At 70.4% G+C, this 19,552-nt stretch carries 15 protein-coding genes and 1 tRNA gene; 9 read left to right on the top strand and 7 right to left on the bottom strand.

Features of this window, described 5'->3' with window-relative positions:
• The first annotated feature begins 65 nt into the window (after positions 1–65).
• The 5 genes from ACQEUU_RS17105 to ACQEUU_RS17085 all read left to right on the top strand — a co-directional run bounded on the left by ACQEUU_RS17105 (position 66) and on the right by ACQEUU_RS17085 (position 4,521).
• Positions 66–1,355 (top strand): branched-chain amino acid ABC transporter permease, encoded by a 1,290-nt coding sequence (locus ACQEUU_RS17105; protein WP_433066874.1) that lies wholly within the window; start codon positions 66–68, stop codon positions 1,353–1,355.
• 11 nt (positions 1,356–1,366) lie between these two features.
• A complete protein-coding gene (locus ACQEUU_RS17100) occupies positions 1,367–2,353 on the top strand; it encodes a branched-chain amino acid ABC transporter permease (RefSeq protein WP_433066871.1) in 987 nt (328 codons plus the stop codon).
• Between the two features lie 46 nt (positions 2,354–2,399).
• Positions 2,400–3,275 (top strand): ABC transporter ATP-binding protein, encoded by an 876-nt coding sequence (locus ACQEUU_RS17095; RefSeq protein ID WP_433071873.1) that lies wholly within the window; start codon positions 2,400–2,402, stop codon positions 3,273–3,275.
• Positions 3,272–4,057 carry an ABC transporter ATP-binding protein gene (locus ACQEUU_RS17090; RefSeq protein WP_433066868.1) on the top strand — a complete coding sequence of 262 codons (786 nt, stop codon included), beginning with the start codon at positions 3,272–3,274 and terminating at the stop codon, positions 4,055–4,057. The genes ACQEUU_RS17095 and ACQEUU_RS17090 overlap by 4 nt, the downstream gene beginning before the upstream one ends.
• Positions 4,058–4,119: 62 nt before the next feature.
• Positions 4,120–4,521, top strand: a complete 402-nt coding sequence (locus ACQEUU_RS17085) for a hypothetical protein (RefSeq protein WP_433066865.1) — start codon at positions 4,120–4,122, stop codon at positions 4,519–4,521.
• A gap of 68 nt (positions 4,522–4,589) precedes the next feature.
• On the opposite strand, the gene ACQEUU_RS17080 is transcribed toward ACQEUU_RS17085, so the two are convergent.
• Positions 4,590–5,885, bottom strand: coding sequence for an ABC transporter substrate-binding protein (locus ACQEUU_RS17080; protein ID WP_433066862.1), 1,296 nt, complete (start codon positions 5,883–5,885; stop codon positions 4,590–4,592).
• A gap of 425 nt (positions 5,886–6,310) precedes the next feature.
• Between ACQEUU_RS17080 and ACQEUU_RS17075 the strand changes: the two genes are divergently transcribed.
• Positions 6,311–6,922, top strand: coding sequence for a hypothetical protein (locus tag ACQEUU_RS17075; protein WP_433066860.1), 612 nt, complete (start codon positions 6,311–6,313; stop codon positions 6,920–6,922).
• Between the two features lie 22 nt (positions 6,923–6,944).
• Here the strand turns inward: ACQEUU_RS17075 and ACQEUU_RS17070 are convergent, their stop codons facing one another.
• Positions 6,945–7,529, bottom strand: a complete 585-nt coding sequence (locus ACQEUU_RS17070) for an ANTAR domain-containing response regulator (protein WP_433066857.1) — start codon at positions 7,527–7,529, stop codon at positions 6,945–6,947.
• 95 nt (positions 7,530–7,624) lie between these two features.
• On the opposite strand from ACQEUU_RS17070, the gene ACQEUU_RS17065 reads away from it, so the two are divergent.
• From ACQEUU_RS17065 to dapD, 3 genes are all read left to right on the top strand, one after another.
• Positions 7,625–7,698: transfer RNA gene (locus ACQEUU_RS17065), tRNA-Leu, on the top strand.
• A gap of 151 nt (positions 7,699–7,849) precedes the next feature.
• A complete protein-coding gene (locus tag ACQEUU_RS17060; RefSeq protein WP_433066854.1) occupies positions 7,850–8,269 on the top strand; it encodes a pyridoxamine 5'-phosphate oxidase family protein in 420 nt (139 codons plus the stop codon).
• A 28-nt stretch (positions 8,270–8,297) separates the two neighbouring features.
• Complete coding sequence (dapD, locus tag ACQEUU_RS17055; protein WP_433066851.1) at positions 8,298–9,260, top strand: 2,3,4,5-tetrahydropyridine-2,6-dicarboxylate N-succinyltransferase; 963 nt, start codon at positions 8,298–8,300, stop codon at positions 9,258–9,260.
• A 46-nt stretch (positions 9,261–9,306) separates the two neighbouring features.
• Here dapD and pyk read toward each other — a convergent pair whose 3' ends face one another.
• The 5 genes from pyk to ACQEUU_RS17030 all read right to left on the bottom strand — a co-directional run bounded on the left by pyk (position 9,307) and on the right by ACQEUU_RS17030 (position 19,524).
• On the bottom strand, positions 9,307–10,737 hold the full coding sequence (gene pyk / locus ACQEUU_RS17050) for a pyruvate kinase (RefSeq protein WP_433066848.1): 1,431 nt from the start codon (positions 10,735–10,737) through the stop codon (positions 9,307–9,309).
• 69 nt (positions 10,738–10,806) lie between these two features.
• Positions 10,807–12,474, bottom strand: a complete 1,668-nt coding sequence (locus ACQEUU_RS17045; protein WP_433066845.1) for a S8 family peptidase — start codon at positions 12,472–12,474, stop codon at positions 10,807–10,809.
• Positions 12,475–12,614: 140 nt separating this feature from the next.
• The gene (locus tag ACQEUU_RS17040) at positions 12,615–14,093 is read right to left on the bottom strand and encodes a glutamate synthase subunit beta (protein WP_433066842.1); all 1,479 of its coding nucleotides are present in this window, start codon (positions 14,091–14,093) and stop codon (positions 12,615–12,617) included.
• A gap of 13 nt (positions 14,094–14,106) precedes the next feature.
• Positions 14,107–18,612, bottom strand: a complete 4,506-nt coding sequence (gene gltB, locus ACQEUU_RS17035; RefSeq protein ID WP_433066840.1) for a glutamate synthase large subunit — start codon at positions 18,610–18,612, stop codon at positions 14,107–14,109.
• Between the two features lie 282 nt (positions 18,613–18,894).
• Complete coding sequence (locus ACQEUU_RS17030; RefSeq protein WP_433066837.1) at positions 18,895–19,524, bottom strand: hypothetical protein; 630 nt, start codon at positions 19,522–19,524, stop codon at positions 18,895–18,897.
• Positions 19,525–19,552 lie beyond the last annotated feature (28 nt).

Genomic DNA, 19,552 nt, shown 5'->3' with positions numbered 1-19,552 from the left:
CTGCGATGCCCGCGTGTCGAGATGGAGGGGCAAAACCCCGCCTTGACCTATCTGAGGGAGCACCATTGCGCAGAGCCGTGATCGCGTTCACGGCCTTCCTGGGTGGACTCATCCTGCTGCTCGCCGCTCCGGCCCACGCGGCCGAACCGGAACAGAGCCTGAGGGGAACACTCAACTTCCAAGGCCAGCCAGTGAACGGCGTGAAGATCGTGGTGACCACCGAGAGCGGGCAACCCGTTCAAGAGGCCACCAGTGACGCCAAGGGCACTTGGGAAGTGCCGATCGACCAGCCCGGCTCGTACAAGGTCACGCTGGACACCGCCACGCTCCCGCAGAACATGGCGATCCGCGGGGGCAACAACCAGCGAGCCCCGACCGTGTACGAGGGCAACCCGACCACCGTCCTGTTCGCGCTGACCGCCAAGGGCGAGGACGGCGCGGCGGCGCCCGACGAAGGAGGCGGCAGCAGCGCCTTCTGGCAACGCGCCGCCCAGCTCACCTTCGAAGGGTTCAACCTGGGCCTGATCATCGCCCTGGCGGCGCTCGGCCTGTCACTCATCTACGGCACCACCGGGCTGACGAACTTCGCCCACGGCGAGCTCGTCACCCTGGGAGCCTTGCTCGCCTATCTCGTCAACGTCCCGTTCGGGCTGCACATCATCCCGGCCGCCGTCATCGCCGTCATCCTGGCCGGCGGGCTGGGCTACGCGCAGGACCGGTTCTTCTGGGGCAGCCTGCGCAGGCGCGGCACCGGCATCATCGCCGCGATGATCGTCTCGATCGGCGTGGCGCTGTTCATGAGGTACCTGTTCCTCATCCTCTTCGGCGGCGAGACCCAGTCGTACGCCCAGTACAACGCCCAGGCCGGCCTCGAGATCGGGCCCATCTCGGCCACGCCGAAGAACCTCATCTCGATGGGCATCGAGCTGGCCGTGCTGATCATCGTCGGCATCGCCCTGCTGCGCACCCGTACCGGCAAGGCCGCCCGCGCCGTCGCCGACAACCCGGCGCTGGCCTCGTCCTCGGGCATCAACGTCGACCGGATCATCCGCATCATCTGGACCGGCGGCGGCGCCATCGCCGCGCTCGCGGGCATCATGCTCGGCCTGTCGCAGAACCTGAAGTACACGATGGGTCAGGAACTGCTGCTGCTCATCTTCGCCGGAGTCACGCTCGGCGGCCTCGGCACCGCCTTCGGCGCGCTGGTGGGGTCGATCATCGTCGGCCTGTTCATCCAGATCTCGACGCTGTGGGTGCCACCGGAGCTCAAGAACGTCGGCGCGCTGGCCGTCCTCATCCTCGTGCTCCTCTTCCGGCCGCAGGGCATCCTCGGCCGCCGAGAGCGGATCGGCTGACCGGGGGAATCATGAACTGGGACATCATCCTCTCCACCACCGTCAAGGCCGCCGTCGGCGTCGAGACGGTGTGGTACGCGCTCGCCGCGATCGGCATCAACATCCACTTCGGCTACACCGGGCTGCTCAACTTCGGCCAGTCGGCGTTCCTCGCCGTCGCGGGCTACGGCCTGGCCGTGACCGTGACCACGCTCGGGCTGCCGTTCTGGATCGGCATCGCGGTCGGCCTGGCCGCCGCCGTGCTGCTCGCCCTCCTGCTGGGCATCCCGACGCTGCGGCTGAGGGCCGACTACCTGGCCATCGTCACCATCGCCGCGGCGGAGATCGTCAGGCTCATCTTCCGCTCCGTGGAGTTCAAGGACGTCTTCGGCGGCTCCGACGGGCGGCGCGGCTTCTCCCAGGGGTTCTACGACATCAACCCCTACCCGCAGGGCAGCTACGGGTTCTGGCCGCTGAGCTTCAACGAACGCGAGATGTGGGTGCTCAGCGTCGCCTGGGCCCTGATCGCGATCTCCTGTCTCATCGTCTACCTGCTGATGAAGAGCCCGTGGGGCCGCGTGATCAAGGCCATCCGCGAGGACGAGGACGCCGTGCGCAGCCTCGGCAAGAACGTGTTCTCCTACAAGATGCAGTCGCTGATCCTCGGCGGCGTGCTCGGCTGCCTGGGCGGCTTCATCTACGGCCTCGCCACCGGGTCCGTGCAGCCCGACATCTTCGGCACCGAGACCACGTTCTTCGCGTACACGATCGTCATCCTGGGCGGCGCCGCCCGCGTGTTCGGCCCGGTGGTCGGCGCGTCGATCTTCTGGGTGCTGCTGGTGCTCGTCAACGGCCTGCTCACCGGCGCGGTGCAGTCCGGTCTCCTCCCCTTCATGGACATCACGCAGGTCGGCCCGTTCCGCTTCCTGCTGGTCGGGCTGGGGCTGATCCTCCTGTTGGTCTACCGGCCGCAAGGTATCTTCGGGGACAAGAGGGAGCTGGCGATCAATGCACGCTGAGACCACCACCGACCGCAAGGCCGCCGCGCAGGCGGTCTTCAAGGACATGCCACGCGAGCCGGGCGTGGCCAAGCCCGACCCGATCCTCGTGGTCGACAACGTCGTGCGCCGCTTCGGCGGCCTGACCGCCGTCGACGTCAAGCACGTGGAGATCCAGCGGGGCTCCATCACCGCGCTCATCGGCCCCAACGGCGCGGGCAAGACCACGTTCTTCAACCAGCTCACGGGCTTCGACACCGCCGACTCGGGCGAGTGGACGTTCAACGGACGGCGGATGAACGGTGTGCCGGCCCACAAGGTCGCCCGCGCCGGCATGGTCCGCACCTTCCAGCTCACCAAGGCGCTGTCGCGGCTGACGGTGCTGGAGAACATGCGGCTGGGCGCGCAGGGCCAGTCGGGCGAGAGCTTCTGGCAGGCGCTGCTGCCCTTCATCTGGCGCGGTCAGGAGGACGAGATCACCACCCGGGCCGAGGAGCTGCTGGCCAGGTTCAAGCTCGACGCCAAGCGCGACGACTTCGCCGGCTCGCTCTCGGGCGGCCAGCGCAAGCTGCTGGAGATGGCCCGCGCCCTCATGGTCAAGCCCGAGCTGGTGATGCTCGACGAGCCCATGGCCGGCGTCAACCCGGCGCTCACCCAGTCACTCCTCGGTCACGTCAAGGACCTGCGCGAGCAGGGCATGAGCGTGCTGTTCGTCGAGCACGACATGGACATGGTGCGCGACATCAGCGACTGGGTGATCGTCATGGCGCAGGGCGCCGTCATCGCCGAGGGCCCGCCGGACACCATCATGTCCGACGAGCGGGTCATCGACGCCTACCTGGGCGCCCACCACGACGCGCCGCTCACCGAGAGCGAGCTGGAGGAGCAGCTCCAGGAGGCCGAGGAGGCGCTCGAGGCCGAGATCGAGGAGGACAAGAAGTGAACGCCGTCCCCGAGTCCAAGGCCGCCGTCACCGACCGCGGCGACCACCTGAGCGGCGCCGAGAACGCCGTGCTCCGCTGCGACGAGCTGATCGCCGGCTACCTGCCGGGGGTCAACATCCTCAACGGCTCCGACCTGTACGTCGGCGACGGCGAGCTGATCGGCATCATCGGCCCCAACGGAGCCGGTAAGTCGACCCTGCTCAAGGCGATGTTCGGGCTGGTCAACATCCGCAGCGGCACGGTGACGCTGAAGGGTGAGAACATCACCAACATGAAGGCGCACCAGCTGGTCTCGCGCGGCGTCGGCTACGTCCCGCAGACCAACAACGTCTTCCCGAGCCTGACCATCGAGGAGAACCTCGAGATGGGCGCCTACCAGGCGCCCAACAAGTTCAAGGAACGCTTCGAGTTCGTCTGTGAGCTGTTCCCCGCGCTCAGGGAGCGGCGCAAGCAGCGCGCCGGCTCCCTGTCGGGCGGTGAGCGGCAGATGGTGGCCATGGCCAGGGCGCTGATGACAGAGCCGTCGGTGCTGCTGCTGGACGAGCCCTCCGCGGGCCTGTCGCCCAAGCTGCAGGACCTGGTGTTCATCCAGGCCCAGCAGATCAACAAGGCCGGCGTCACCATCATCATGGTGGAGCAGAACGCCCGGCGCTGCCTGCAGATCTGCCACCGGGGTTACGTCCTCGACCAGGGACGCAACGCCTACACCGGCACCGGGCGCCAGCTCGCCAACGACCCCAAGGTCATCGAGCTGTACCTCGGCACCCTCGCCAAGGCGTAGATCGGTCACCCGAACGGAGAAGGGGCTTCACCCGGGCCCCTTCTCCGTTCTTCAATGTCCGGGTGAGTCGTATTGTTCTCGCGCTCGCGCTCCTGCTCCCCGTGCTCGCCGCCTGCCAGCAGGCTCCCGCCGCCGGCGGCTCGTACAGCACGGGCGGCGATCCCGACGACGACCCGTGCGCGCGCGTGGTCTCCGCCATCGGGTACGCGGACCTGCTGCTGAAGCCCGCCGGCCAGGAGGACGCGCAGCACTTCGAGGACGCCGTGCTCGGCCGTCTCGCCGAGGTACGCGGCATCACCCTCCAGTTCGGCCCCCGGCTGCCCGCCTCGCTCGGCGACGCGGTCCGCACGGTCGAGGCCACCACCGAGAGCCTGTCCACGGCGGACGTGCCGCGCCCCCGGCAGGTGGCCCTGCTCAAGGAGTACCGGACCGCGGCCGAGCGGATCGAGCGGACCTGCGGCTGAGCACGTGAAAGGGCCCCGGTCCTCAGGGGGGAGGGGACCGGGGCCCTGATGGCTCAGCCGAGAAGCTGTCAGCCCTCGATGTTGCCCGTGCGGTACTCGAGCGCCTTGGTCGGGTACTTGTTGTCGTCGCCGTACTCGTAGATGCCGATGGTGGCGACGGCCGGGTCACCGGCGTCGTTGAACTCGACCGGACCGCTCACGCCGTCGTAGTCGATGTCCTTGCCGGCCTTGAGCAGCTCGACGCAGGACGGGAAGTCCTTGCACTTCTCGCCGCCCTTGCTGACCTCGGCCAGCTTGGCCGCGATGGCGGTGCCCGCGTCGCTCTTGGCGGCCTCGGCGGCCAGGGCGATCAGGTTGGCGGCGTCGTACGACTCCGGCGCGTAGCTGAAGTCCTCGAGGTCGGGGTTGATCTCGAGGAGCTTCTTCTGGAAGTCCTCCGGAGACGCGGCGCCGGGGATGGTGCCCTTGACGCCCTTCAGCGTGCCCTTGGGCATCTTGACGTAGTTGGTGTTGGAGGTGTTGCCGTCGACCATGTACCACTTGTGCTTGTCGGCCGGCAGGCCCTGCTTGACCAGCTCGTTGATGACCTTGGCGGTCTCCTCGAAGCCGATCAGGACGACGGCCGCGGGGTTCTTCGCCTTGACCTTGGCGATGTCGGCCGCGAAGTCGGCCGCCTTCGGGTCGTAGTCGACCCGCTCGACCACTTCGGCGCCGCCGTCCTGGACGGTCTTGGCGACCTGGTCGGCCAGGCCGGTGCCGTAGGAGTCCTGCATGGCCATGATGGCGACCGTGGCGTTGCCGTCGGCCACGATCAGGTCACCGAGGACGCGGCCCTGCAGCTTGTCCGGCGGGGAGGTGCGGAAGTAGAGGCCCTGGTCGGCGATGGTGGTGAACTTGTCCGAGGTGTTGGCCGGGGAGAAGTGCACGACGCCCGCACCGGTGATCTTGTCGATCACCGTCTCCGACACCGACGAGGAGGCGGCGCCGATGATGGCGTCGGCCTTCTGCGCCAGCAGGTTGTCGACCGACTGGGAGGCGATGTTGGTGGTGGTGTCGCCGGAGTCCGTGTGGATCTTGGCGACGTCCTTGCCGAGCACGCCGCCGGCTTCGTTGATCTCCTTGACGGCCAGGTCGACGCCCGCGAACTCGGGCGGGCCGAGGAACGCCAGCGACCCCGTCTGCGGCAGCAGCGTGCCAAGGGTCAGCGTGCCGTCGCCCTGGGCCGCGGGGGCCGCGGACGATGGCGCAGCCGAGGCGGGCGAGGATGGGGCGGCGGTGTCGCTGCCACCACCGCAAGCTGTCAGAGCGAGGCTGGTGGCAGCCACGACAGCCAGCACCCGTCCCACGGGAGCAATGCGGACCATGAAGTAATCTCCTTCATTCCAGGCCGGGATCCGTCAGCACCGCCGAGCGTTCCCGATCGAATGGTGGAAACGTACAAAATGCCTGATGGTGATGCCAGGGCAGGAGCGCAACTGTCGGCACTTGGATGCGGAGTCGTAATCAGTCCTCAACTTACGCTCGCGATCGGTGCGTGCTTAGTCTGCGGCGAGTGAAGCTCATCATGGCCCTCTCGCTCTCGGCCGCCCTCCTCGCCGGCTGCTCCGGCGGCGCCGCCCCGTCCGTTACCGAGCCGCCGCCCGGTGTGTCGGTGTCCCTGGCCCAGTGGCGTTCCGACGAGCCCGTACACAGGATGCAGGTGGCGGTCCGGAACACCACGGGGACTCCGGTGCACTTCGCTGACGTTCAGTTGGTGACCGCATCATTCGCCACATTAGCCCCGGAGAAGGTGAATATCATCGTCACGAAGTCCGAGCGGACGGACCTGCCCATCCCCTACGGCGGAGCCCGCTGCCTGCCCGACCGCCTCCCCGAGGCGCAGCAGGCCACCGTCGTCGCCCACGTCCGCGTCGGCGCGGAACAGAACCCGCGCAAGGTCGTCTTCCCGGTGCCCCATCCCGACCCGCTGCTGGCGCGGCTGCTGCGCGACGAGTGCTCGGAGCACCTCATCAAGCAGGCGGCCGACATCTCCTTCGGCCCCGGGTGGAAGCGCGTGGGCGACGCCATGCACACCACCCTCACCCTCACCCGCCGCGGCAAGGGCGCCGTGACCGTCCACCGCATCGACGGCACCACCCACTACATCGCCGGCCCCGTCGACGAGGGGACGCCGATCGCCCAACTGGACGCCACCGCCCGCAGCGCCCAGGCCGCCGTCCAGCTCACCCCGGGGCGCTGCGACCCGCACGCCTTCGCCGAGGCCAAGAAGGCCTTCCTCTTCCCCGTACGGGCCAGCGTCGACGGAGGCGCCGAGCGCGTCGTCATCGTCGTCCCGCCCGAGGACGTCCAGCACCGGCTCATCGAGTACGCGCTCGACGTGTGCGGGCTGCCCACCTCGTGACCGGCGGGCCCGGCCGGGGCGCTCAGCCCCGGTCGGCCGCGTCGTCGATGACGATCTGCGCGACCTCGCGCATGCTCAGCCGCCGGTCCATCGACGCCTTCTGGATCCAGCGGAACGCCTGCGGCTCGCTCCACCCGTGCTGCGTCATCAGCCGGCCCTTGGCCCGCTCGACCAGCTTGCGCGTCTCCAGCCGCTCGGTGAGGCCCGACACCTCGGCGGCCAGCGCCACCATCTCCTCGTGGCGGCTCACCGCCATCTCGATCGCCGGCACCAGGTCGGCCTTGGTGAACGGCTTGACCAGATAGGCCATCGCCCCCGCCTCCCTGGCCCGTTCGACCAGGTCACGCTGGGAGAAGGCGGTGAGGATCAGGCACGGCGCGATGCGCTCGGCCACGATCCGCTCCGCCGCGGAGATCCCGTCGAGCACCGGCATCTTGACGTCCAGGATGACGAGATCGGGCCGCAGCTCGGTGGCCAGCCGGATGGCCTGCTCCCCGTCCCCGGCCTCCCCCACGACGACGTATCCGTCCTCCTGGAGCATCTCCTTGAGATCGAGGCGGATCAGCGCCTCGTCTTCCGCGATCACCACTCGTCGCTGCGTACTCACGAGCAGAAGAGTACCGATGTCCGGTAGATTAGATCCACGTCGGCCCAGCACCGCGACCCCCTGGAGTCGTGCCCCGTGCGGCGGCCGGCGCTGCCGCCCCGATAGACCAATCGGCAGAGTCGATGGACTCAAAATCCATTCAGTGTGGGTTCGAATCCCACTCGGGGCACTTCCCGGGCTCCCCTTGCGGGGCCGGCCGCGGCCTTCCCTTCCGACGACATCCCACGCCGTGCGTGGACCCCGTCCACTCCTGGTCAGAGGCATAGTCAGCCGATGATCGGTAATGAAACGGGTGTGGTGGTCCTCTGGAGGTGGGTGCCGTGGGGTTGAGCGCGAAGGAGCGGGCCACGTTCCTGGCGGAGCCGCATGTGGCCGGCGTGGCGGTCGACGCGGGCGCGGACCGGGCGCCGCTGAGCGTGCCCGTCTGGTACGACTACGAGCCGGGCGGGGACGTGGAGTTCCTCACCGGCCGCGAGTCGCGCAAGGCCGTGCTGGTCGCGAAGGCGGGCCGGTTCGCGCTGCTGGTGCAGCGGACCAGCCCGACCTACCGGTACGTGTCGGTGGAGGGGCCGGTCGTGTGGTCGGGCCCGACGACGCTGGAGCAGCTCACCAGGATCGCCGCCCGCTACCTCCCGATCGAGGCGGTGCCCGGCTACGTCGAGGGGTCGGACCTGAGCGCGCTGGTGACGTTCAGGATGCGGCCGGAGCACTGGCTGTCGGCCGACCTGGGCGCGCTCTGACGAGGCCCGTCGCGGTATTTTGAGGCATGTGACTGCTATCGATCCCACCGTGACCGGCGCCGGCGGCGTCGGCCTCGCCACCATAGCCGCCGACGGCACCGTACTCGACACCTGGTTCCCCGCGCCCGAGCTGGGCGACCCGCCCGTGACGGGCACCGAGCGGCTCGCTCCCGAGGCGGCCGGCGAGCTCGCCGGCCTGGTGGGGCCCGACCCGGCGCGCGGCGTCGAGGTCGTGGCGGTGCGCACCGGCATCGCCAAGCTCTCCGACCCCCCGGCCGACGCCCACGACGCCTACCTGCGGCTCCACCTGCTGTCGGCGCGGCTGGTGCGGCCGCACGGGGTGAACCTCGAGGGCCTGTTCGGCAAGCTGGCGAACGTCGTGTGGACCAACCACGGGCCGTGCGCCGTGGCGGGCTTCGAGGTGACGCGGGCGCGGCTGCGCGCCAAGGGGCCGGTCACGGTGTACGGGATCGACAAGTTCCCGCGGATGGTCGACTACGTCGTGCCGTCCGGGGTGCGCGTCGCCGACGCCGACCGGGTGCGCCTGGGCGCCCACCTGGCGAGCGGCACGACGGTGATGCACGAGGGGTTCGTCAACTTCAACGCCGGCACGCTCGGCGCGTCCATGGTCGAAGGCAGGATCTCGGCCGGGGTCGTCCTCGGTGAGGGCTCCGACCTGGGCGGCGGCGCCTCGATCATGGGCACCCTCTCCGGCGGCGGCAAGCAGGTCGTCTCGGTCGGCGAGCGCTGCCTGATCGGCGCGAACGCCGGCATCGGCATCTCACTGGGCGACGACTGCGTCGTCGAGGCCGGCCTGTACGTGACGGCCGGGACGAAGGTGCGCCTGCCCGGCGGCGACGTGGTGAAGGCCAGGGAGCTGTCGGGACGCGACGGGCTGCTGTTCCGCCGCAACTCCGAGACGGGCGCCGTGGAGGTGGTGGCCCGCCAGGGCACCGGCGTGGAGCTGAACGAGGCGCTCCACGCCAACTGAAGCAGGGTGCGGAGGGCCGGGCCGCGAGCGCCCGGCCCCCCCGGTCCTAGTTGCCGTGGGAGACGGCGGAACCGATCGTGTGGACGCGCAGGGCGTTGGTGGAGCCGTGGGTGCCGGGGGGCGAGCCGGCGACGATGACCACCTTGTCGCCCTTCTCCAGGCGGTTCAGCGACAGCAGGGACGCCTCCACCTGCCGGACCATGTCGTCGGTGTGGTGCACGAACGGCACCTGGAACGTCTCCACCCCCCAGGTGAGCGAGAGCTGGCCCCGCACGTGGGGGGAGGAGGTGAAGGCGAGCAGCGGGATCGGCGAGCGGTAGCGGGCCAGCCGGCGGGCCGTCTCGCCGGACATGGTGAAGGCCACCAGCGCCTTGGCCCCGACGATGGCGCCGACCTCGGCGGCGGCGCGGGCGATGGCGCCGCCGGTGGTCTCCGGCATGCGCTCCAGGGTGTGGGTGGCGTGCAGCGACGACGCCTCGGCGGCGCAGGCGATGCGGTCCATCGTCGAGACGGCCTCGACCGGGTAGTTGCCGACGGAGGTCTCGCCCGACAGCATGACCGCGTCCGCGCCGTCCATGACGGCGTAGGCGACGTCGGAGGCCTCGGCGCGGGTGGGGCGGGGGGCGTTCATCATCGAGTCGAGCATCTGGGTGGCGACGATGACCGGGCGGGCCTTCTCGCGGCACAGCTCGATGATGCGCCGCTGGACGATCGGCACCTGCTCCAGCGGCAGCTCCACGCCCAGGTCGCCGCGGGCGACCATGATGCCGTCGAAGGCCTCGACGATCTCGGGGAGGCGCTCGACCGCCTGCGGCTTCTCGATCTTGGCGAGGAGGGGGAGGCGGACGGCCTCCTGCTCCATGATGTTGCGCACGACGTCGGCGTCGGAGGGACGGCGGACGAACGACAGCGCGATCATGTCGAAGCCGGTGCGCAGCGCCCAGCGCAGGTCGGTCTCGTCCTTGTCGGTCAGCGCGGGGGCGCTGACGTTGACGCCGGGGAGGTTGAGGCCCTTGTTGTCGGAGATCATGCCGCCGATGACGACGCGGGTGACGACCCGCTCGCCGTCGACGCGGGTCACCTCCAGCACGAGCCTGCCGTCGTCGACCAGGATGGTGTCGCCGGGGCGGACGTCGTTGGACAGGCCCTTGTAGGTGGTGGAGACCTGCTCGCGGTCGCCGGGCACGTCTTCGGCGGTGACCGTGAAGACGTCGCCGAAGCCGAGCCGGACCGGGCCTTCCTCGAAGCGGCCGACGCGGATCTTGGGACCCTGCAGATCGGCGAGGACGCCTACACCGCGGCCGAGATCGGCCGCGACCTCCCTGACCCGGTCGAAGACCTCTCTGTGCATGTCATGGTCGCCATGGCTGAGGTTGAACCGTGCGACGTCCATGCCCGCGGCGATGAGCTCGCGCAGACGTTCGGGGGAGGACGTGGCTGGGCCTAGGGTGCAGACGATTTTCGCGCGACGTGTCACGCGTCCTACCTTAATTGGTACAGACCACTTGGCAGTCAAGGTCGCCGGAGAACGTACCCCGCATATGGGTCACGGTTCGAAGGTGGCCGCCTCGAGGGCGTCGACGAGACCGTGGCCGAAGAAGCCGTTCTTGTCCGGCCCGCCTTCGCACAGATGGGTCGTCTTCTCCCCGTACACGTCGTAGACGAACCCGCGCGGGCTCGGGCACGCCGTCGGCGTGGCCGTCTCGTACAGGTACTTCTCGACGGTGGCGGGGGCGAGGGCGACGCCGCCGGGCCCCGGGCGGCCGAAGCGGCTGATGAGGATGGCGGCCACCCCGGCGGCGTGCGGCGCGGCCATCGAGGTGCCTTCCAGGTACTGGTAGTAGGCGCAGGTGCCGCCGGTGCAGTCGCGCACGACGTCCGCGCCCTTGGGCTTGCCGTCGGCCCCGATGCGGCCGTTGGCGCGCAGCGCCTTCTCGGGGGCGGCGGCGAGGATGGTGCGGTTCGCGGAGGCGCCCTTGCCGTCGAGCGAGTCGCCGCCGGGCGCGGCGAGGTCGGCCTGTTCGACGCCGTAGTCGCTGTAGACGGCCTTGCGGCCGGAGGGGCCGACCGAGGCGACGGAGATGACGCCGTTGGACTCCGCGGGGACGTTGAGGCAGGTGTTGTCGACGCGGCGGACCTTCTCCTCGCCGCGCGGGTAGCCGGGGCTGTCGTCGTCGGTCTTCGGCCGCCCGAGGTCGGTGGCGCCGTTGCCGAGCGCGGAGATGAGGGTGACGCCCTTGCTCCTGGCGTAGTCGAGGGCGCGCTGCATGCCGGTGATGATGGCGCGCTGTTCGAGCTGTTCCGTCTTGCTGTCGGACGGGTTGGCCGTGCAGTTGAACAGCCACGGGTCGACGTAGTAGCTCATGTTGACCACGTCGACGCCGATGTCGCCGGCGTAGGTCAGCGCGTCGAGGCTGGCCTTGAGGAAGAAGAAGCCGGAGTCCTGGCCGGCCCGGATGTTGACGAGCTGGACCCCGGGGGCCACGCCGGCGATGCCCACGCCGTTGAGCGGCGAGGCGATGGTGCTGGCGACGTGCGTGCCGTGGCCGTCGTCGTCCCGGTCGACGGGGTCCTTGCAGCCGTCGGCCTCGCAGGGGCCGTCGAGGTTCTCCCCGTTGTCGTCCTTGGGCCGGTCGGTGACGAAGTTACGGCTGAGCTCGCGGTTGAAGTTGGGCGCGATGTCGGGGTGGGTGCCGTCGATCCCGGTGTCGATGACGCCGACGAGGACCTTCTCGCTGCCGGGCGCCTTCTGGTTGGCGCGGTCGGCGCCGATCATCCGCATGTCCCACTGGCGGCCGGCGAGCGGCTCGCCCGTGCCCTTCTCGCTGAAGGCGGACGCGTCGGGGAACGCCGTGGCGGGGACGGCGGTGGTGCGCCCGATGGCGCGGTCGGCGGAGACGCCGACCACGGCGGGGTCGGCGCCGACGGTCTCGGGGAAGCGGTCGTCGTGGCCGCGGGCCAGGACATAGCCGAGCTTGGCCTCAGTGCCGGTCTCGGTGCCGGTCCCAGTGCCGGCCTCGGTGCCGCTCTCGGTGCCGGTCGGGGTGCCGCCCGCCTCCCGGACGGCGGCGAGCGCGTCGGAGCGCCGGCCGTCGGCGTAGAAGACGAGGTACTCGGTGTCCGCCGTGGCGGTGGCCGCGGGGGCGGAGGGGGTGCAGGCGGTGAGCGTGACCATCGTGGCCAGCGCTGTAAGGATGGGAGTAATTCGCCGCATTTCTCCCCTATCTTATGTGTTTTCCGAGAATGTGCATCTTCCCGACCTGCGGCAACTGATGCAACCCCCGCCGGTACGCCCCCTCCCCCGGACAGCGTGAACGCCCGTCCCGGCGAGCGGGACGGGCGTTCACGGACGCGTCAGACGAGCGGACGGGCCGTCGGCAGGATCGGGTACGGCAGCGCCGTGTCACCGGTCAGGTAGCGGTCGACGCCGCTGGCGGCGGCGCGGCCCTCGGCGATCGCCCAGACGATGAGCGACTGACCGCGGCCCATGTCGCCGGCCACGAACACGCCGTCGACCTTGGACATGTAGGTCTTGTCACGCGCGACGTTGCCCCGGGCGTCGAAGAAGCCCTCGCCGCCCAGCTCCGCCAGGTCGCCGAGCAGCGGGCCCCGCTCCGGGCCGACGAAACCCATGGAGAGCGTGACCAGGTCGGCAGGGATCTCCCGCTCGGTGCCGGGGATCGGCTTGAAGCCGGCCCGCGGCCCCTCGACCTCGACCAGGCGCAGCGCCCTGACGTTGCCGTCGGCGTCACCGGCGAACTCGGTGGTGGACACCGCGTACACCCGCTCCCCGCCCTGGACGGCGAGCTCCTCGTGGGCGCTCTCCGTCTTGAACAGGATCGGGAACGTCGGCCACGGCTGCCCGGCCGGCCGTGCGGCGGGCGGCCGCGGCATGATCTCCAGCTGGGTGACGGACGCGGCGCCCTGCCGGATGGCGGTGCCGATGCAGTCGGCGCCGGTGTCGCCGCCGCCGATGACCACGACGTGCCTGCCCTCGGCGGAGATCGGGGAGACCGGGAGGTCGCCCTCCTGGACCTTGTTGGCCAGCGGCAGATACTCCATCGCCTGGTGGACGCCCTTGAGGTCGCGGCCCGGCACCGGCAGGTCGCGCCACAGGGTGGCGCCGCCGCACAGCACCACCGCGTCGTACTGCTCGCGCAGCTCGGCGGCGGTGACGTCGAGGCCGACGTTGACGCCGGTGCGGAACTCGGTGCCCTCGGCCCGCATCTGCGCCAGACGGCGGTCGATGTGCCGCTTCTCCATCTTGAACTCGGGGATGCCGTAGCGCAGCAGGCCGCCGACGCGGTCGGCGCGTTCGTACACCACCACGTCGTGACCGGCGCGGGTGAGCTGCTGGGCGGCGGCCAGCCCGGACGGGCCGGAGCCGACCACGGCCACCCGCTTGCCGGTCTTGCGCTGCGGCGGCTGCGGGGTGACCCAGCCCTCGGCGAACGCGCGGTCGATGATCTCGACCTCGACCCGCTTGATCGCCACCGGGTCGGCGTTGATGCCGAGCACGCACGCCGCCTCGCACGGAGCCGGGCAGAGCCTGCCGGTGAACTCCGGGAAGTTGTTCGTGGCGTGCAGCCGCTCGATCGCCTCGCGCCAGTCGGTGCGGTGGACCAGGTCGTTCCACTCGGGGATGAGGTTGCCCAGCGGGCAGCCGTTGTGGCAGAACGGGATGCCGCAGTCCATGCAGCGGGCCGCCTGCTTGGTCAGCTTGTCCTGCGTGAAATCCTGGTAGACCTCACGCCAGTCGCCGATGCGGACGTCGACCGGGCGGCGCGCCGGCAGCTCCCGCTCGTGCGTGAGGAACCCCTTGGGGTCAGCCATCGGTACGCCTCCCTTAACCCTGAACCGCGGCCGTCATGACGGCCTCGTCGATGTCCCTGCCTTCGATCCGGGCGGCCTCCGCGGCCTCCAGGACCCGCTTGTAGTCGGTCGGCATGATCTTGCCGAACCGGCCGAGCGCGGCGTCCCAGTCGGCCAGCAGTTGCTTGGCGGCCGGGGAGCCGGTCTCGGCGAAGTGCTTCTCGACGGCCTCCTTGAGGAAGTCGGCGTCCTCCCCGGTGAGCGCCTCGATGGCGACCATCTCCCGGTTGACCCGCTCGGCCTTGAGGTCGAGCAGGTAGGCGACGCCGCCGGACATGCCGGCCGCGAAGTTGCGCCCGGTGGGGCCGAGCACGACCACCTTGCCGCCGGTCATGTACTCGCACCCGTGGTCGCCGACGCCCTCGACGACGGCGGTCGCGCCGGAGTTGCGCACGCAGAACCGCTCCCCGGCGACGCCGCGGATGAACACCTCTCCGGACGTGGCGCCGTACAGGCCGACGTTCCCGGCGATGATGTGACCGTCGAGCGGCGCCTCCTCGTACGGCCGGAGCGTGATGCGCCCGCCGGACAGGCCCTTGCCGACATAGTCGTTGGCGTCGCCGGTGAGCCGCAGCGTGATGCCGCGGGGCACGAACGCGCCGAACGAGTTGCCCGCCGAGCCGGTGAAGGAGATGTCGATGGTGTTGTCGGGCAGGCCCTTGCCGCCGTGGCGCTTGGTGACCTGGTAGCCCAGCATGGTGCCGACCGTGCGGTTCACGTTGCGGATCGGCAGGTCCAGGGTGACCGGGGTGCCGTCGTTGAGCGCGCCCTCGGCCAGCTGGATGAGGGTGTTGTCCAGGGCGTGCTCCAGGCCGTGGTCCTGGGCGCCGACCCGGCGCAGCGCCGCGCTCGCGGGCAGCTCCGGACGGTGCAGGATCGGCGACAGATCGAGCCCGCTCGCCTTCCAGTGGTCCTCGGCGGCCGTGGTGTCCAGCATCTCGACGTGCCCGATGGCCTCGTCGAGCGAGCGGAAGCCCAGCTCGGCGAGATACTCGCGGATCTCCTCGGCGATGAACTCGAAGAAGTTGACCACGAACTCGGGCTTGCCGCCGAACCGCCTGCGCAGCTCCGGGTTCTGCGTGGCGACGCCCACCGGGCAGGTGTCGAGGTGGCAGACCCGCATCATCACGCAGCCGCTGACCACGAGGGGCGCGGTGGCGAAACCGTACTCCTCGGCGCCCAGCAGGGCGGCGATGACCACGTCCCTGCCGGTCTTGAGCTGGCCGTCGACCTGCACCACGATGCGGTCGCGCAGGTTGTTGAGCAGCAGCGTCTGCTGGGTCTCGGCCAGGCCGAGCTCCCACGGCGCGCCCGCGTGCTTGAGGCTGGTCAGCGGGGAGGCGCCGGTGCCGCCGTCGTGGCCGGAGATGAGCACCACGTCGGCGTGCGCCTTGGACACCCCGGCCGCGACCGTGCCGACGCCCACCTCGGCGACCAGCTTCACGTGGACCCTGGACCGCGGGTTGGCGTTCTTCAGGTCGTGGATGAGCTGGGCCAGGTCCTCGATGGAGTAGATGTCGTGGTGCGGCGGCGGCGAGATGAGGCCGACGCCGGGCGTGGAGTGGCGGGTCTTGGCGATCCACGGGTAGACCTTGTGGCCGGGCAGCTGGCCGCCCTCGCCGGGCTTGGCGCCCTGGGCCATCTTGATCTGCAGGTCGTCGGCGTTCACCAGGTATTCGGAGGTGACGCCGAACCGGCCGGAGGCCACCTGCTTGATCGCCGAGCGGCGGGCCGGGTCGTAGAGCCGCTCGGGGTCCTCGCCGCCCTCCCCGGTGTTGGACTTGCCGCCCAGCCGGTTCATCGCGATGGCGAGCGTCTCGTGCGCCTCCATCGAGATCGAGCCGTACGACATCGCGCCCGTGGAGAACCGCTTGACGATCTCCGAGACGGGCTCGACCTCCTCGATCGGGATCGCCTTGCCGGGACGGAGCCTGAACAGGCCGCGCAGGGTCATCAGCCGCTCCGCCTGGGAGTCGACCAGGCTGGTGTACTCCTTGAAGATCTCGTAGCGGCGGGTGCGGGTGGCGTGCTGCAGCTTGAAGACGGTCTCGGGGTTGAACAGGTGAGGCTCGCCCTCGCGCCGCCACTGGTACTCGCCGCCGACCTGGAGCCGGCGGTGGGCGTTCTCGGCCCTCGGGTACGCGTGCCGGTGACGCTCGGCGGCCTCTCTGGCGAGCACGTCGAAGCCGACGCCGCCGAGCCGGGAGGTGGTGCCGGTGAAGCAGGAGTCGATGACCTCCTGGCTGAGCCCGAGCGCCTCGAAGATCTGCGCGCCGGTGTAGGAGGCCACGGTCGACACGCCCATCTTGGACATGATCTTGATGACGCCCTTGCCGTACGCCTTGATCAGGTTGCGCACGGCCTTGCGCTTGTCGACCTGGAGCGCGCCGCCGTCGACCAGGTCCTCGACGGTCTCGATGGCGAGGTACGGGTTGACCGCGCCGGCGCCGTAGCCGATCAGCAGCGCCATGTGGTGGCACTCGCGGGCCTCGCCGGTCTCGACCACCAGGCCGATCTTGGTCCGGGTCTTCTCCTGGATGAGGTGGTGGTGCACCGCGCCGGTGAGCAGCAGCGACGGGATGGGCGCGAGCGCCTCGCCGGAGCCGCGGTCGGACAGCACGATGACCCGGGCGCCGTCGGCGATGGCCTGCGAGACCTCGGCCCGGATCTCGTCGAGGCGGTGCAGCAGCGCCTCGCCGCCGCCCGCGACCTCGTACAGGCCGGAGACGACGTGCGGATGGAGGCCCGGCAGGTCGTGCTCGTCGTTGATGTGGATGATCTTGGCGAGCTCGTCGTTGTCGATCACCGGGTAGGGCAGCACGAGCTGGCGGCAGGACGTCGGGCCGGGGTCGAGCAGGTTGCCCTCGGGGCCGAGCGTGCTGGCCAGGCTGGTCACCAGCTCCTCGCGGAGCGCGTCCAGCGGCGGGTTGGTCACCTGGGCGAACAGCTGGCTGAAGTAGTCGAACAGCAGCCTGGGCTTCTCGCTGAGCACCGCGACCGGGGTGTCGGTGCCCATGGAGCCGATCGGCTCGACGCCGGTGCGGGCCATCGGGCTGAGGATGACGCGCAGCTCCTCCTCGGTGTAGCCGAAGGTCTGCTGCCGCTTGACGAGCGCCTCGTGGCTGGGGATCTCCCGCTGCCGCGCGGGCAGCTCCTCGAACCTGACCAGCCCCGCGTGCAGCCACTCCTGGTACGGCAGCGCGGCGGCCAGCTCGGCCTTGATCTCGCCATCCTCGATGATCTTGCCGCGGGCGGTGTCGATGAGGAACATCCGGCCCGGCTGCAGGCGGCCCTTGCGGACCACGTCCTCGGGCTTGAAGTCCAGCACCCCCGCCTCGGAGGCGAGCACGACGAGCCCGTCGGCGGTCACCCAGAAGCGGCCGGGGCGCAGGCCGTTGCGGTCGAGCACGGCGCCGGCGAGCGTGCCGTCGGTGAACGTGATCGACGCCGGGCCGTCCCAGGCCTCCATCAGGGAGGAGTGGAACTCGTAGAAGGCGCGGCGCGAGGGATCCATCTCGGTGTGGTTCTCCCACGCCTCCGGGATCATCATGAGCACGGCGTGCGGCAGGCTGCGGCCGCCGAGGTGAAGCAGCTCCAGCACCTCGTCGAAGGAGGCGGTGTCGCTCGCGTCGGGGTCGCAGATCGGGAAGAGCCGCGCCAGGTCGCCGGGGATCAGGTCGGACGCGAGCATGGCCTCGCGGGCGCGCATCCAGTTGCGGTTGCCCTTGACGGTGTTGATCTCGCCGTTGTGCGCGACGTAGCGGTACGGGTGGGCGAGCGGCCAGCTCGGGAAGGTGTTGGTGGAGAAGCGCGAGTGGACCAGCGCGATCGCGCTCTCGTAGCGCTCGTCGGACAGGTCCGGGAAGAACGGCTCGACCTGGTCGGGCGTGAGCATGCCCTTGTAGACGACCGTGCGCGCCGACAGGGACGGGAAGTAGACGTCCACCTCGTGCTCGGCCCGCTTGCGCAGGCAGAACGCGAGCCTGTCGAGGTCGGCCCCGCTCTCGCCGCCGGGCGAGGACACGAAGAGCTGCTTGAAGTACGGCATGACCGCGCGGGCGGTCGGCCCCGGCAGCGTCTGGTCGACCGGCACGTCGCGCCAGCCGAGGACGGTCAGGCCCTCCTCTGCGGCGATCTCCTCGATCATGCCGGTGGCGATGGCCCGCGCCTGCTCGTCGATCGGCAGGAACGCGAGGCCGGTGGCGTACTGCCCGGCGGCGGGCAGCGGGAAGTCGGTGATCGCGCGGTAGAAGGCGTCGGGGATCTGGGTGAGGATCCCGGCTCCGTCGCCGGTGTCCGGCTCGCTACCCTTGGCCCCCCGATGATCAAGATTGCACAGCGCCGTCAGCGCCTTGACCACGATCCCGTGCCCCCGGCGGCCCGCGACGTCGGCCACCATGGCGACACCGCAGGCATCATGCTCGTTGGCGGGGTGGTAGAGGCCCTGGGGCTCGGGGAACCCGAGGTGGGCAGCAGGCATTGCATCCCTCCCGTCGTCATCGTCTGTCTGGGACTGCTTACAGGCGGGGACGACGTTGGCCCTGCTGCGTTTCGTGTGTAGAGGTTACCGCACGCTGCCCGAATGGTGCCCATCGCGTCCACATCACGAACATTTCGCACGTTTCACCAGGTCAGCCAGCGACCTGGTGAAACCCGGCGAACACCCAGGATTCGGGGACCGGAAACCTGGGTATAACCCCTCCTCAGAGCCTCCCTGCGTACGGGTGAGGCTTTTCGGACGCGCGGCGGGGTTTTCGGACGCTCAGGTCGCGTCGAGAACGCGGGACTGGACGACGGCGCTCAGTCCTTCGAGATCGATGAGAGGCCGCACGAGGTCGGCGGCCGCGGCACTCGGCGACACCCCGGCCCAGCTGACCGTCACGTAGTGGCCCAGGGCGCGGGCCTCCGCCCGGCTGCGGGCCGGGTCGAAGGCCACCGCCTGCCGGACGAACCCCTCCGAGCCGAGCGCCGCGACCATGGCGTCGGCGGCGCGCCCGTCGGGGAGGTTGAGGATGACGAACTGCCCCGCCGCCCCCTCCCCCACGTACGTCGCACGCAGCGCCTGCGTGCACCCGCCGGCCTCGACCCCCCACAGCGCGTCCGCGCAGTCGGCGAACTCCTCGACCGCCTCGCGCCGCAGCTCCCCCAGGGTCCGCGTCGCGTCGGTGAAGACCTCGGCCACCGTCAGCGGACGGGGGTCGGCCTCACGGGAGTCGACGAGCGCGTACAGCGCCGACGTGGGCTGGGCGCGCAGCGTCGCGGGCCGGGGCGCCTCCCGCCCGGACCACAGCCACGCCCCCGCCGCCAGGACGGCGAGCGCGGCCACCACCAGCGCGACGACGAGCCGGACCGGCACCCGGCCCTCCCGCGACACCGGCGGACTGCCGCCCACGGGCCCGTCCGGCCCCCAGGAGCGGGCG

It is taken from the genome of Nonomuraea sp. CA-218870 (assembly GCF_050936535.1).
GTDB lineage: Bacteria > Actinomycetota > Actinomycetes > Streptosporangiales > Streptosporangiaceae > Nonomuraea > Nonomuraea corallina.
This window is presented reverse-complemented; position numbering and strand designations above follow the sequence as displayed.